14 protein-coding genes are annotated in these 12,747 nt (G+C 49.2%); 8 read left to right on the plus strand and 6 right to left on the minus strand.

Features of this window, described 5'->3' with window-relative positions; all coding sequences use genetic code 11:
* The first annotated feature begins 16 nt into the window (after positions 1-16).
* Positions 17-1,111, plus strand: coding sequence for a redox-regulated ATPase YchF (ychF, locus tag AOC32_RS00770; protein WP_108507676.1), 1,095 nt, complete (start codon positions 17-19; stop codon positions 1,109-1,111).
* Positions 1,112-1,114: 3 nt separating this feature from the next.
* Here the strand turns inward: ychF and trpC are convergent, their stop codons facing one another.
* The 5 genes from trpC to rpe are packed head-to-tail and all read right to left on the minus strand — an operon-like array spanning position 1,115 to position 5,737.
* Entirely contained in the window at positions 1,115-1,918 is an 804-nt protein-coding gene (gene trpC, locus AOC32_RS00775; RefSeq protein ID WP_108507677.1) for an indole-3-glycerol phosphate synthase TrpC, read from the minus strand.
* Positions 1,915-2,946 carry an anthranilate phosphoribosyltransferase gene (gene trpD, locus AOC32_RS00780; RefSeq protein ID WP_108507678.1) on the minus strand — a complete coding sequence of 344 codons (1,032 nt, stop codon included), beginning with the start codon at positions 2,944-2,946 and terminating at the stop codon, positions 1,915-1,917. Before trpD ends, trpC begins: the two co-directional genes overlap by 4 nt.
* Positions 2,947-2,949: 3 nt before the next feature.
* Positions 2,950-3,516, minus strand: coding sequence for an anthranilate synthase component II (locus AOC32_RS00785; RefSeq protein WP_108507679.1), 567 nt, complete (start codon positions 3,514-3,516; stop codon positions 2,950-2,952).
* A 2-nt stretch (positions 3,517-3,518) separates the two neighbouring features.
* The gene (trpE, locus tag AOC32_RS00790; protein WP_108507680.1) at positions 3,519-5,021 is read right to left on the minus strand and encodes an anthranilate synthase component I; all 1,503 of its coding nucleotides are present in this window, start codon (positions 5,019-5,021) and stop codon (positions 3,519-3,521) included.
* A gap of 20 nt (positions 5,022-5,041) precedes the next feature.
* Positions 5,042-5,737 carry a ribulose-phosphate 3-epimerase gene (gene rpe / locus AOC32_RS00795; RefSeq protein ID WP_108509271.1) on the minus strand — a complete coding sequence of 232 codons (696 nt, stop codon included), beginning with the start codon at positions 5,735-5,737 and terminating at the stop codon, positions 5,042-5,044.
* A 72-nt stretch (positions 5,738-5,809) separates the two neighbouring features.
* On the opposite strand from rpe, the gene apaG reads away from it, so the two are divergent.
* The 7 genes from apaG (at position 5,810) to AOC32_RS00830 (ending at position 11,518) form a co-directional block, all read left to right on the plus strand.
* Complete coding sequence (gene apaG / locus AOC32_RS00800; RefSeq protein WP_108509272.1) at positions 5,810-6,184, plus strand: Co2+/Mg2+ efflux protein ApaG; 375 nt, start codon at positions 5,810-5,812, stop codon at positions 6,182-6,184.
* 87 nt (positions 6,185-6,271) lie between these two features.
* Complete coding sequence (locus tag AOC32_RS00805) at positions 6,272-7,195, plus strand: amino acid ABC transporter substrate-binding protein (protein ID WP_108507681.1); 924 nt, start codon at positions 6,272-6,274, stop codon at positions 7,193-7,195.
* Between the two features lie 21 nt (positions 7,196-7,216).
* Positions 7,217-8,002 (plus strand): amino acid ABC transporter permease, encoded by a 786-nt coding sequence (locus AOC32_RS00810; protein WP_108507682.1) that lies wholly within the window; start codon positions 7,217-7,219, stop codon positions 8,000-8,002.
* Between the two features lie 15 nt (positions 8,003-8,017).
* Positions 8,018-8,683, plus strand: coding sequence for an amino acid ABC transporter permease (locus AOC32_RS00815; RefSeq protein WP_108507683.1), 666 nt, complete (start codon positions 8,018-8,020; stop codon positions 8,681-8,683).
* A 14-nt stretch (positions 8,684-8,697) separates the two neighbouring features.
* Complete coding sequence (locus tag AOC32_RS00820) at positions 8,698-9,432, plus strand: amino acid ABC transporter ATP-binding protein (protein WP_108507684.1); 735 nt, start codon at positions 8,698-8,700, stop codon at positions 9,430-9,432.
* Positions 9,433-9,615: 183 nt separating this feature from the next.
* Complete coding sequence (gene mltA, locus AOC32_RS00825) at positions 9,616-10,740, plus strand: murein transglycosylase A (protein WP_234409761.1); 1,125 nt, start codon at positions 9,616-9,618, stop codon at positions 10,738-10,740.
* Between the two features lies 1 nt (position 10,741).
* The gene (locus AOC32_RS00830; RefSeq protein ID WP_108507685.1) at positions 10,742-11,518 is read left to right on the plus strand and encodes an enoyl-CoA hydratase; all 777 of its coding nucleotides are present in this window, start codon (positions 10,742-10,744) and stop codon (positions 11,516-11,518) included.
* Here the strand turns inward: AOC32_RS00830 and AOC32_RS00835 are convergent.
* Positions 11,515-12,705: a M20 aminoacylase family protein gene (locus AOC32_RS00835; RefSeq protein ID WP_108507686.1), complete on the minus strand. Its 1,191-nt coding sequence runs from the start codon at positions 12,703-12,705 to the stop codon at positions 11,515-11,517. The genes AOC32_RS00830 and AOC32_RS00835 overlap by 4 nt on opposite strands.
* Positions 12,706-12,747: the final 42 nt, after the last annotated feature.

The raw sequence follows: 12,747 nt of genomic DNA on the forward strand, positions 1-12,747 counted from the left end.
CATTTACAATGGGAGCATGTCACTCAAATGCGGAATCGTTGGCCTACCGAATGTAGGCAAATCCACCCTGTTTAATGCCCTCACTAAGGCAGGTATTGCAGCCGAAAATTATCCGTTTTGCACGATTGAGCCTAATGTGGGCATGGTCGAGGTCCCGGATCCCCGTTTAGCTGCCTTAGCGCAGATTGTGAGCCCTGAGCGGGTTGTGCCCGCCACGGTTGAGTTTGTGGATATTGCTGGACTGGTGGCCGGTGCGTCCAAAGGCGAGGGTCTCGGTAATCAATTTTTGGCCAATATTCGGGAGACCGACGCGATTACCCACGTCGTGCGTTGCTTTGAAGATGCCAATGTGGTCCATGTCAGCGGCAAGGTCGACCCGATTGCGGATATTGGGGTGATTGATACTGAACTCGCTTTAGCCGATTTAGGTACGGTTGAGAAAGCCCTGCAGCGTTACTCGAAGGCTGCTAAATCGGGTAACGATAAAGAGGCGGCAGCCTTGGTTGCGGTACTCACCAAGGTTCAAGCACAGTTAGATCAAGCCTTGCCGGTGCGGGCTATGAGTCTCAGTAAGGAAGAGTTAGTTCTTCTTAAGCCGTTTTGCTTAATTACAGCAAAGCCGGCGATGTATGTGGCGAACGTAAAAGAAGATGGGTTTGAGAACAACCCCCATCTTGAGGCGGTCAAGCAGCATGCAGCCAAAGAGAATGCCCCAGTCGTTGCGGTATGCGCAGCCATTGAAGCGGAGATTGCCGATTTAGAGGATGCCGATAAGGTCGAGTTCTTAGCAGATCTGGGGATGAGTGAACCGGGGCTTAATCGCGTGATTCGGGCGGGCTATAGCTTATTGGGCTTGCAAACCTACTTCACCGCAGGGGTGAAAGAGGTGCGTGCTTGGACAATACATATTGGCGATACGGCGCCCCAGGCTGCTGGTGTGATTCATACGGATTTCGAGCGCGGCTTTATTCGAGCACAAACGATTGCATACGATGATTACATTCAATACAAAGGTGAGCAGGGTGCGAAGGAAGCAGGCAAGATGCGTGCCGAAGGTAAGGAATACATCGTCAAGGATGGCGATGTCTTGAACTTCTTATTTAACGTTTAATACTCAAGCAAATAATGCTGCGAGTGCCTTGCCAGGGTGCTCAGCGCGCATAAAGGCTTCACCAATTAAAAATGCATTGACCCCAGCTGCTTGCATCCGCTTGACATCGTTAGCATTGAGAATCCCCGACTCCGTAATGACGAGTTTGTCTTTGGGAATGGCTGGTAATAGATCGAGGGTGGTTTGTAAGCTCACCTCAAAGGTTTTGAGATTACGGTTATTGATGCCCAGCAGAGGTGTTTGAAGTTCAAGGGCGGCCTCTAATTCCATTCCATCATGAACTTCCACCAATACATCGAGTTGGTTCTCGATCGCACATGCTTCGAGCTCTTGCATTTGCGATAACTCAAGTGCCGCGACAATTAACAGGATTGCATCAGCACCCATAGCACGCGCTTCATAGACCTGATAGGGGTCAATGATGAAGTCCTTGCGAATCACTGGTAAGGAGCATGCAGCCCGGGCTTCTTTGAGATACTGGGGCGAGCCCATGAAGTAATCCCGATCGGTGAGAACCGATAAGCAGGTCGCGCCATGCGCGGCATAACTTTGGACAATGTCATGTGGCACAAAGTGCTCACGAAGCACCCCTTTACTGGGGCTCGCTTTCTTGATTTCAGCAATGATGCCCGGTTTGTGATTGCTGACAGAGCTTATCAGTGCTTGGGCAAAGCCACGCACCTTCCTATTTGGATCGGAATTGGCACTCAAGGCCTCTTTTAAGATTTCTTCGCTAGAGATCAAGCGTTGTGCTGCCACAATCTCATGTCGCTTAGTCTCCAGAATACGACTCAGAATATCGCTCATGAGGCAAGACTTTGCGTTAATGCAACAAATGCTTCGAGTTTCTGTTTGGCCTTGCCTGAAGCAATTGTGCTATTTGCCAGCACGATGCCCTCGGCAATTGATGGAGAGACATTAGAAGCGTAAAGCGTTGCACCGGCATTGAGGCACACAATATCACGCGCAGGCCCCGATTGATTGTTCATGATGTTCAAAATGATGGCTTTGGATTCTTGCGCATCGGCGACCTTCAGAGTTTCCATTGAAGCAATGGCGATCCCAAAGTCACTGGGCTTAATTTCATACTCATTGATTTGCCCCTTGCGCAGTTCAGCGACCATGGTGGGGCCCGAGAGCGTGATTTCATCTAAACCATCGTTGCCATGGACTACTAAGGCATGCTCGGCCCCCATTAGTTGCAAGACTTTTGCTTGGGTGGCTACTAGCTCCCGATGAAATACGCCCATCAGAATATTGGGTGCTTTAGCAGGGTTAGTGAGTGGCCCCAAAATATTGAAGATAGTACGCACCCCTAGGTCCTTGCGCACCGGAACTACGTTTTTCATGGCGGGGTGATGGTTGGGGGCAAACATAAAGCCGATCCCAAGTTGCTCAATGCATTGACTTACCGCAGCAGCACTCAGATTTAGTTTGACTCCGAGCGCTTCCAAAACATCGGCGCTGCCTGATTTACTACTAACGCTGCGGTTGCCGTGCTTCGCAATCTTGGCACCTGCTGCGGACGCAACAAACATGGATGCCGTCGAGATATTAAAGGTATGGGCACCATCACCACCGGTACCGACCACATCAACCAGATGGGTCTTATCTTTGACATCCACTGCAGTAGCAAAGTCCCGCATCACGGTAGCCGCTGCAGCAATTTCTGTGGGGGATTCTTTTTTACTACGAAGGGCAACCAAGAGAGCAGCCACCATCGGGCTTGGCAGTTCACCGCCCATAATGGCGCGCATGATCTGCACCATTTCCGCTTCGGGTAACTCCTTACCGTCAATCAAATGTTGCAGTGTTTGGGATGGGGTCATGGCCATTTCTTACTTCATTGCTAAAAAGTTTTTCAGGAGGGCGTGACCGTGCTCAGAGAGAATTGACTCTGGATGAAATTGAACACCCTCTACGCATAATTCCTTATGACGCACGCCCATAATTTCGCCATCGGCGGTTTGCGCGGTGATCGTTAAGCAATTAGGTAGATTCTCACGATTAATGGCGAGCGAGTGATAGCGCGTAACTCGAAATGATTTCGGGAGATGTTTAAAGACGCCTTCGTCGTTATGGGTGATCTCATCGGTTTTACCGTGCATCACTTTCTTTGCACGGATTACCTCACCTCCAAAAGCTTCACCAATTGCTTGATGCCCAAGGCATACGCCCAGAATCGGAATCTTGCCCGCATAGGTCTTGATGGTGTCGACCGAGATCCCTGCCTCCTTTGGACTGCATGGTCCTGGGGAAATGCAAATCCGATCTGGACTGATTTTGGCAATATCTGCAACACTGATTTCATCATTGCGAACAACTTTCACATCTTCACCAAGCTCGGCAAAGTATTGCACCAAGTTATAGGTAAAGGAGTCGTAGTTATCGATCATTAAGAGCATCGTTATGCTCCTTTTGGAGATTCGGTTAATTCAGCGGCTGCTAATACTGCTTTCGCTTTTGCTTCGGTTTCTTTCCGTTCAGAGCTGGGATCCGAATCGGCGACGACGCCTGCCCCCGCTTGGGAGTGCAACATGCCGTCCTTGATCACGCCGGTGCGGATCACGATCGCCACATCCATATCGCCTGAGAAGGAGAGATAACCCGCGGCACCGCCATAGATACCGCGTTTGGTAATTTCCATTTCATCAATAATTTCCATCGCGCGAATTTTAGGGGCGCCCGATAGAGTGCCGGCTGGGAAGGTGGCTCGCAAGACATCCATATTGCTCATATTGTCCTTGAGTTCCCCTTCAACAGAGCTAACGATATGTTGCACGTGGGAATACTTTTCAATCACCATCGAATCGGTGACCTTGACACTTCCGGTCTTGGCAATACGCCCGACATCATTGCGGGCGAGATCAATCAGCATTACATGCTCAGCAATTTCTTTGGGATCAGCCAGTAACTCTTTAGCAAGTTGTGCATCCTCTTCAGGGGTCGCACCGCGGCGACGAGTTCCGGCTAAGGGCCGAATCGTGACCATTTTGCGTCCCTCACGTTTTTCTTGGCGTACCAAGATCTCGGGGGATGAGCCCACAATTTGCAAATCCCCAAAGTCATAGAAATACATATAAGGCGAGGGATTGAGTGAGCGCAATGCGCGGTAGAGTTGCAGTGGCGGCTCGGTGAAGCTTCGGCTAATGCGTTGGCCAATCACGACCTGCATGCAATCACCCGCGAGGATGTAGTCCTTGGTACGACGCACCGCATCTTCAAAATCGCTCGTCTTGAATTTACGAATAAGTTCAGGGTGTGGCTTGGGCGCTTGTTCCTCGCGCATCTGGATCGAGACTGTAAGCATGGCTTGCAAGCTTTCTAGCCGTTTCGTACCAGTCTCATAAGCGCTAGGATCATTGGGATCCACATACACAATGAAATAGATCTTCCCAGCCACATTATCAACAACAGCCAACTCCTCGGTGAGCATCAGCTGAATGTCAGGTACACCGATTTCATCGGGTAAGGAGTGAACCGCAAGTCGCTTTTCAATATAACGAACCGTGTCGTAGGCGAAGTAACCGGCCAAGCCACCACAAAAGCGCGGCAGATTCGCTTGAGGAGCGACCTTAAAGCGTTTGAGATAGCTATCAATGAAGTCAAGTGGGTTGTCGTGATTGCGCTCAATGACCGTACCATCGTGCACGATCTCATTGGTTGGGTTGCTTGGGGTACCAACGGTTCTAAAGATAGTGCGCGCCGGTAGGCCGATAATGGAATAGCGGCCAAAGCGCTCGCCGCCATAAACAGACTCCAACAAAAAGGTATTTTTTTGGCCTGACTTCTGGGTCAGTTTCAAATAGAGCGATAGGGGGGTCTCGAGATCGGCAAGCGACTGCGCAACCAGCGCCACACGGTTATATCCCTGTTTAGCAAGTTCGTGTAAGTCAGTCGTGTTTTTCATGCCGAGTCTTCTTGAATGATTTAAGACCCAATCGCGTTACGCATGGCATGAATGACCTCACCGTAATTTGGCTTACCAAAAATCGCCGAGCCCGCCACAAAGGTATCGCCTCCAGCTTTGGCAATGCTAGCAATATTGTCAATCTTGATCCCACCATCTACCTCAAGACGAATGGCTCGACCGCTGGTGTCTTGATAGCGATCGAGCATCTTACGTACCTGTTCGATCTTAGTAAGAGTGCTGGGAATAAAAGATTGACCTCCAAAGCCTGGATTGACTGACATCAGGAGCACCAAATCAATTTGATCTAGGGCGTGGTCTAGGTGATGGATCGGGGTAGCTGGATTGAGGACGAGTCCAGCCTGGCAGCCATGATCTTTAATGAGGGAGAGGGTGCGATGTACATGCGCACTGGCCTCGGGGTGAAAGCTAATGAGATTTGCTCCTGCCTTGGCAAAATCAGGGACGATCCGATCAACTGGCTCAATCATGAGGTGGACATCGATCATGGCCGGTTGACCGTTTTTGATGGCATGGGGGCGAATTGCCTCACAAACCAAGGGCCCAACCGTTAAATTGGGCACATAGTGGTTATCCATCACATCAAAGTGAATCCAGTCGGCTCCGGCATCCAAGACAGCCTTCACCTCCTCACCCAATTTGGCAAAGTCGGCTGACAGAATCGAAGGGGCAATGATGGCGGAATTAGGGCTCATTTGAGTGCTTTTTGTCATATATACCTAGATTCTATCTTGCGAACGGGGTTGGGATAGCGCAGAATGCTGGTCATGAATCCACCCGAAATTACCGTAAACGTCCGCCCCCAGTACCTTCCCGAGCAATCGGATCCCGATAATCAGCAGTACGCGTTTGCTTATACCGTGACCATTCGTAATACTGGAACGGCCAGTGTTCAGCTAATTGCTCGCCATTGGTTGATTACCGACGGGGAAGGGGAAGTTCAGGAAGTGAAAGGTTTGGGGGTGGTTGGTCAACAGCCACTTTTACGCTCCGGCGAGCATTTTGAGTACACCAGTTGGGCTACTTTACCCACACCAGCTGGCACCATGCGCGGGGAATATTTTTGCGTCACAGAGGATGCCCAGTTTTTTCAGGCGACGATTCCAGAGTTTGCCCTGGTGATGCCAAGAACCTTGCACTGAATAGGGCTATTTGGGAGTTTTGGCTAGGATTCTCGTTAAGATGGAAATGCATTTACTAAACCAAACCTATTGATCAAAGGATTCAATATGAAGCAACTTTCGTGGTCCAGCGCATTAGGCAGCATAACTTTGCTTGCCAGTAGTTTATTGCTTTCGCCAGTAGCAATCGCTCAGCAAAGCACCCTCGATAAGATGAAGTCTACCGGTGTGGTGACTATGGGTGTGCGTGAGTCATCTGGCGCCCTCTCCTATACCTTGGGTGATGGTAAATATGCCGGCTTTCATGTGGAAATCTGCAATACCGTATTGCGTGATATTCAAAAGCAACTGAATTTAAAGACGCTGGATATCAAATACACCCCAGTGACTTCACAGAATCGCATTCCGTTGTTACAGAATGGAACCGTTGATATTGAGTGTGGCTCAACGACCAATAATGCAACCCGGCAAAAGGATGTGGCTTTTGCTGTAACAACATACGTTGAAGAAATTCGGATTGCGGTGAAGGCCAATTCCGGAATTACCTCACTAAATCAGCTCAATGGTAAGAAGGTGGCCACCACTACAGGCACTACCTCAGTGCAGCTCTTGCGTAAGCATGAGAAGGCTACCGGAGTGAACTTTGAAGAAGTATTTGGTAAAGACCATGCCGATAGCTTCCTCTTGTTGGAATCGGGACGCGCCGATGCATTTGTGATGGATGGCTCCATTTTGGCCGGTAATATCGCGAATGCAAAAAATCCTGGTGATTACCGCATTGTTGGTGAAGTAATTGCAGTTGAGCCCATTGCGATCATGATGCGTAAAGATGATCCTGGATTTAAGAAAGCAGTGGACGATAACCTCAAGCGCATGATGAAAGATGGCACCCTCACCAAGCTTTGGGACAAGTGGTTCTTGCAACCCATTCCGCCCAAGAATGCACGTGTTGGTTTAGCCTTATCTGAAAGTACCAAACAAGCATGGGCCAATCCAAACGATAAGCCTGCAGAGGATTATCAGAAGAAGTAATTTAGGCTCGTTAAGTTTGATATGAACTTAGATTGGAGTGTCTTTTGTAAAGACACTTTGACTGGAGAAGTAGCCCCACGCTGCTTCTCCTTTTTATTTGGGATGGATCCTAACGCTGATCCTACCTATTTGGATTGGTTAATCTCTGCATGGGGCTGGACGATTGCTGTCGCTGGGCTTAGTCTGGTGTTGGCAATGGTGATGGGCGTTGTCATTGGTACGATGCGCACCTTACCGTCAAAGCATCTTGTCAATCGACTATGCACCGCAGGGGCAACGACGTGGGTTGAACTCTTTCGAAATATTCCATTACTCGTTCAAGTCTTTCTTTGGTATCACGTAGTACCTGCATTTTTCCCCATCATGAAAGACTTCCCATCCTATTTACTGGTGAGTATTGCATTGGGTTTGTTTACATCGGCGCGGATTGCGGAGCAGGTCCGTGCGGGAATTCAATCGCTGCCAACGGGACAGCGTAATGCGGCCATTGCCTTGGGTATGACCACCTCACAAAGTTATCGCTATGTGCTCTTACCAATGGGAATGCGTATCATCATTCCGCCACTTACATCGGAGTGCATGAATATTGTGAAGAACTCATCCGTTGCGTTTGCGGTATCCGTACCGGAGCTCACCTTATTTGCTTTACAGGCTCAGGAGGAAACCTCGCGCGGTATCGAAATTTATTTAGCCGTTACGGGGCTTTATATGGTGAGTGCATTCTCGGTCAATCGAATCATGGTCTGGATTGAGAAAAAAACACGTGTTCCCGGTTTTATTGCTGCCAATTCACCCTCTTCGCATTAAGGTAGGCGAGAGACCATGAACCTAGATCTGAGCTTTTACAACTGGGAACTATTTACTAGTTATATCCAAAAGGGTTTGATCTTTAGTGTTCAGTTAACCATCATTGCGACGATTGGTGGGATTCTGCTGGGGACGGTGTTGGCCTTAATGCGCCTTTCCGGAAAACCGTGGCTTGCCTTGCCTGCAACTGCATATGTCAATACGATGCGCTCCATCCCCCTGGTCATGGTCATTCTGTGGTTTTTCTTATTAATTCCGCTGCTCATTGGCAAACCAATTGGCGTTAATTTATCGGCCATCATCACTTTTATTGCATTTGAGGCAGCTTATTTTTCGGAGATTGTGCGAGCGGGTATTCAGTCGATTCCGAAGGGGCAGGTTTATGCGGCTCAAGCCTTAGGAATGACCTACTCCCAAAATATGCGTTTGGTGGTTTTACCGCAAGCCTTTCGAAATATGATCCCTGTTTTTATGACCCAAACTATTATCTTGTTCCAGGATACCTCTTTGGTCTATGCGATTGGTGCTTATGATCTTTTAAAGGGATTTGAGATTGCCGGTAAAAATTTTGGACGACCAATTGAGACCTATTTGTTAGCAGCCCTGACGTATTTTTTAATCTGTTTTACCTTATCCCGAATTGTTAAGCGCATTCAGGAAAAGGTTGCAATTGTTCGTTAAGAAATGAGATTGCCATGATTGAGCTTCGACATATTTCAAAATGGTACGGCCAGTTTCAAGTGCTCACCAATTGCTCGACGGTGATTCACAAGGGTGAGGTGGTGGTCATTTGTGGGCCATCGGGGTCGGGAAAGTCGACTTTGATTAAGACGATCAATGCGCTAGAGCCATTTCAAGAAGGTGAGTTGATGGTCGATGGCATTGACTTGCATGATCCCAATACAAATTTGCCACATCTGCGTGCACGCGTTGGTATGGTGTTTCAGCACTTTGAGCTATTTCCCCATTTATCGGTCATGGAAAACTTAACGATTGCTCAGGTGAAAGTACTTAATCGCAGTCCAGAGGAGGCTAAACAGCAGGGCCTTAAATATTTAGAGCGCGTGGGTTTATTGGAGCAACAAGATAAGTTTCCGGGCCAGCTCTCAGGCGGTCAGCAGCAGCGCGTAGCCATTGCCCGTGCCTTGTGCATGGACCCAATCGTGATGTTATTTGATGAGCCTACCTCCGCTCTTGACCCTGAAATGGTGGGAGAGGTTTTGGAAGTGATGGTCAAGTTGGCGCAGGAAGGCATGACCATGTGTGTGGTTACCCATGAAATGGGTTTTGCCAAGAAAGTGAGCGATCGTGTGATCTTTATGGATCACGGCAGAATTGTGGAGGACTGCACACGAGATGAGTTTTTTGCTAATCCCGATGCGCGCTCACCTCGGGCTAAGGAATTTCTTTCCAAAATATTGGCTGACTAATTTTGCTAGTCTCTACGGCCTTTGCCGGTCCAAAACACAATTGCTAATAGAATAGCCAGAGCTAGGAATGCTTCTAGCACAAATAAGAGCATGGGATATTCATCAAATAACTGAGCGAGCATGATGATCTTCTGGAATTCGAGTTACCCCATTGTAGTTTGTAAGTCCTCATTCTGCGTCGTGATGGCCAGCCTCTTTCTTGCATCTTGCGCTGTGCCACCAACTAAGCCAGTTTCTCAAACACCCAAGGCGAGTAGCCCGAGCAATTTACCGCGTACTCCGAAGGTGACCGAAACCGTTATCACTGATGACAGTAGTTCATCGGCTGCATTAACTCCCGTGGCATTCTCAGAGATACCCGGCTGGGATGAGGATAATTTGAGTGAAGCGTGGCAAGCGTGGTTACAAAGTTGCAATACCTTACGAAAGCGCAAACCGGGTCCTGTCAATTGGGCTGCAGTCTGCGATCGGGCTAATGCCCAAAAACCAAGAGATGCGAAGGCGTTTTTTGAGAACAACTTTAGAGCCTATGCAGTTCGCAATCAAATTACGGGGAAGTCGGAAGGTTTGGTCACCGGCTACTACGAACCCATTATTGCCGGTTCGCGGGTTCGTACCGATCGGTATACCGTTCCCCTTTATGCTTATCCCAAAGCATGGGTTCGTGCGAAACCATCGCCTGCGCCAACACGAGCTGAGCTGATGAACTCAAACCTGCTTAAGGGTTCAGAAATTGCCTGGGTTGAAGATCCGGTAGCGGCTGCGTCGATGCAGATTCAGGGGTCTGGAAAAATCCGCTTGGACAATGGCCAAATCATGCGATTGGGGTTTGCAGGATCAAATGATTTACCGTTTAAATCGAGTGCCCAGTGGTTATTGGATCGTAAAGAAATTACCCGTGCACAGGCAACCATGCAGGGGATTTCGGAGTGGGCCAAGCGCAACCCCGGCAAAGTACAAGAGATGCTCAACGCCAATCCACGCTTTGTGTTCTTTCGAGAACTGCCTACTTCAGCGAACCAGGATCTTGGGCCGATTGGCGCTCTCGGGGTCCCGCTGACGCCTGAGCGCAGTATTGCGATTGATCCGCGGGCGATCCCGCTTGGCGCACCCGTGTTTTTAGAAACCACCCGTCCTCTGAGTAATCAGCCAATCCGACGCTTGGTGATGGCCCAAGATACAGGTAAGGCGATTGTGGGCCCGGTCCGAGTTGATTATTTTTGGGGCACTGGGGACGAAGCTGGAGAATTGGCCGGCAGAATGAAGCAAAATGGCCGTGTTTGGTTAATGCTACCGAAGAGGGACTGAAATGCCATACAACACCATATTGACCCAGACCGAGGGAAAAGTTGCCCTCATTACCTTAAATCGTCCACAAGTACTCAACGCTTTAAATGACGAGCTGATGGATGAGTTGGGGGATGCATTGTTGCGCTTCGATGCTAATGATGCAATTGCGTGCATTGTGATTACTGGAAGTGAAAAAGCGTTTGCTGCGGGTGCGGATATTAGCAAGATGGCGCAGTATGATTTTCAGGATACGTATCGCAATAATTTCATTACCCGCAATTGGGAAACGATTTGCAAGGTTCGTAAACCTGTGATTGCTGCGGTATCGGGCTTTGCTTTGGGCGGCGGCTGTGAGCTCGCGATGATGTGTGACATGATCATTGCGGCCGATAACGCCAAATTTGCGCAACCCGAAATCAAGTTGGGAATTATTCCAGGCTCAGGCGGTACGCAGCGGCTAACGCGTGCAGTGTCAAAGTCAAAAGCGATGGATTTGTGCTTGACCGGCCGCATGATGGACGCCGCAGAAGCCGAACGAAGTGGTTTGGTTACCCGGGTTTATCCCGTTGCGCAATTAATGAGCGAAACAATGGCAATCGCGCAGACGATTGCCGCTATGCCACTCCTTACTCTTATGATGGTGAAGGAAAGCGTGAATGCTGCTTATGAAACCACGCTCACTGAAGGAATTCGTTTTGAGCGCCGTTTGTTTCATGCCTGCTTTGGCACTGAGGATCAAAAAGAGGGGATGGCTGCTTTTTTAGAAAAGCGACCTGCACAGTTTAAGAACCGTTAACGCAAGAAAGTTTGGGCTAAACGGACCCAGTAGTTCACTCCAACCGGAATGATTTGATCATTGAAATCATAGGAGGGGTTGTGCAAATGGCAAGGTCCCATGCCATGACCTGTAGAGCGGTGATCGCCATCCCCGTTGCCCAAAAATACATAGCAGCCCGGTTTTTTTAAGAGCATGAAGGCAAAGTCCTCGGCACCCATGGTTGGATCGATTCGGGTGTTTACCCGTTCCTTGCCCACGAGTTCTTTCATGACCTGAGCGGCAAACTCGGTTTGCTGTTCATCATTAATCAAGGGTGGGTAATTGCGTTTGAAGGTCAGATTGGCTTTGCAATCAAAGGCGCTGGCCACTTGATTGGCAATCTCCTGCATTCGTGTTTCGATGAGATCCAAGACCTCTAAAGTAAAAGTGCGTACGGTACCGCCGAGCATGGCGGTATCAGGAATGACGTTACTGGTTTCTCCCGCATGAAATTGGGTAATCGAGATCACCGCGGCATCAACCGGGCGCTTATTGCGAGTAATGATGGTTTGGAGAGCTTGCGCAATCTGAACACCTGCCATGATGGGATCCGCACTGTTGTGTGGCAGAGCCGCATGCCCGCCTTTGCCCTGAATGTCGATCACGAACTCATTACTCGATGCCATCATGGGGCCGCTCACAACCCCAAAATGACCCTCTTCTAAACCTGGCCAATTGTGCATCCCGAATACTGCATCGCAAGGGAATTGTTCAAACAGACCATCTTCAATCATTTCTTGGGCGCCAGCACCACCTTCCTCAGCAGGTTGGAAGATAAAAATCACACTTCCTTTGAAATCGCGATGATTAGCCAGATATTGCGCCGCACCCAAGAGCATTGCTGTGTGACCATCATGACCGCAAGCGTGCATCTTGCCTGGATTTTGCGAGGCGTGAGCAAAAGTATTTTTTTCTTGTAGGGGCAGGGCGTCCATATCGGCGCGCAAGCCAATCATCTTTCCTGGGCCCAGTTCACCGTCTAAACGACCCACTACCCCTGTTTTACCAAGGCCTTGATAGACCGCAATACCCCAACTGGATAGTGCTTGGGCAACCAGTTCAGCGGTACGCTTTTCTTCAAAGCGTAGCTCCGGGTGCGCATGAATATTGCGCCGGATTTCAGCGATGCTAGGAGTTGCTTCGAGGATCTCAGGGAGTATTCGCATAGGTCAATATTAGCCCAAAGCGATACACTTGGCGTGGCGATA

It is taken from the genome of Polynucleobacter acidiphobus, assembly GCF_003065385.1.
Taxonomy (GTDB): domain Bacteria; phylum Pseudomonadota; class Gammaproteobacteria; order Burkholderiales; family Burkholderiaceae; genus Polynucleobacter; species Polynucleobacter acidiphobus.